The sequence below is a fragment of the Hydrogenophaga electricum genome, from assembly GCF_030160815.1.
Lineage (GTDB): Bacteria > Pseudomonadota > Gammaproteobacteria > Burkholderiales > Burkholderiaceae_C > Hydrogenophaga > Hydrogenophaga electricum.
In genome coordinates this window covers 1-940 of the sequence record NZ_BSPB01000142.1, presented here as the reverse complement: position 1 = coordinate 940, position 940 = coordinate 1, and the positions used below count along the sequence as shown (strand labels likewise).

Here is a 940-nt window from a genome sequence, read left to right as displayed (position 1 = left end):
CTGGCCCAGGTCAGTGCGCACCACTTCGGCCTCCACGGCGAAACCTTCAACGCCTACGGCGCGGCCAGCCTCAACCGCCGCATTCCCGAAGGCGGTGACTCGGTGGTCAACCACGTCATGGCCGGTGATGTCGTCAGCGCCGCCAGCCCCCACTTCGGCCAGGTGCGCGTCCATGCGCGGCCCCAGGAGGTCGAAACCCTGGGCCGCAACGGCTACGACAACCGCACACACTGGAGCGATCCGCTGCGGGGCTACACCCCGCTCAACATCGTCACCGGCACCACGCCGCCCCGCACGATCGGCGCAGCCATCGCCCTGGGCGGCAGCCACAGCATGCACCACTTCACCGACCTGGACGCCCAGGGACGGCCCGACCGCTCGGTGCTGGGCGATGCGCAAGCCCAGACGCTGGCGCAGCAGCAAGCGGTGCAGATCGGCGAATACCGCCAGGACGTGCGGCGCATGCGCGGCGTGCTGACCGCCGTCTCGCGCGGGCTGGACGGCAACGTCCGCGATGCGATCGACACCATCCGTGGCCCGCTGCCGCCCGGTGCCCCCGCGCAGCAGGAGCGCCCGCAGGCGGCGCTGGAGCCGACGACTTCCACGCCCGCGCACATACCCGCGCCCTTGCCCGAGCCGACCCAACGCCTGGTGGGCGACACCCGGATGCAGGTGCAGCGCCTGGCGCAACAGCATGGTCTGCCCTGGGACCAGGGGCTGGAGAACACCGTGTTCGCGCTGGCCAGCCGGGCGCAGGACGCGGGGCTCTCCCGGGTAACCCATCTGCATGCCGGCGATGGCCATATCCGCATGGCCGAATACGACGGCCTGACCCTCAAAGAAACGCAGGCCGACGCGCGTGTGGCCGCGAACACGCCGGTGGCGCAATCCCTGCAGCGCCTGGCCCAGTCGCCCGAGCAGCAGCTGGATACCGCACCCA

The 940-nt window shown here is 71.3% G+C and carries 1 protein-coding gene; it reads left to right on the top strand.

The genetic code is table 11. The annotated features are described in order from the left end of the window. Nucleotides 1–940 (top strand): XVIPCD domain-containing protein (locus QQK43_RS23160; RefSeq protein ID WP_284309637.1); only part of this gene is annotated, 940 nt, incomplete at both ends.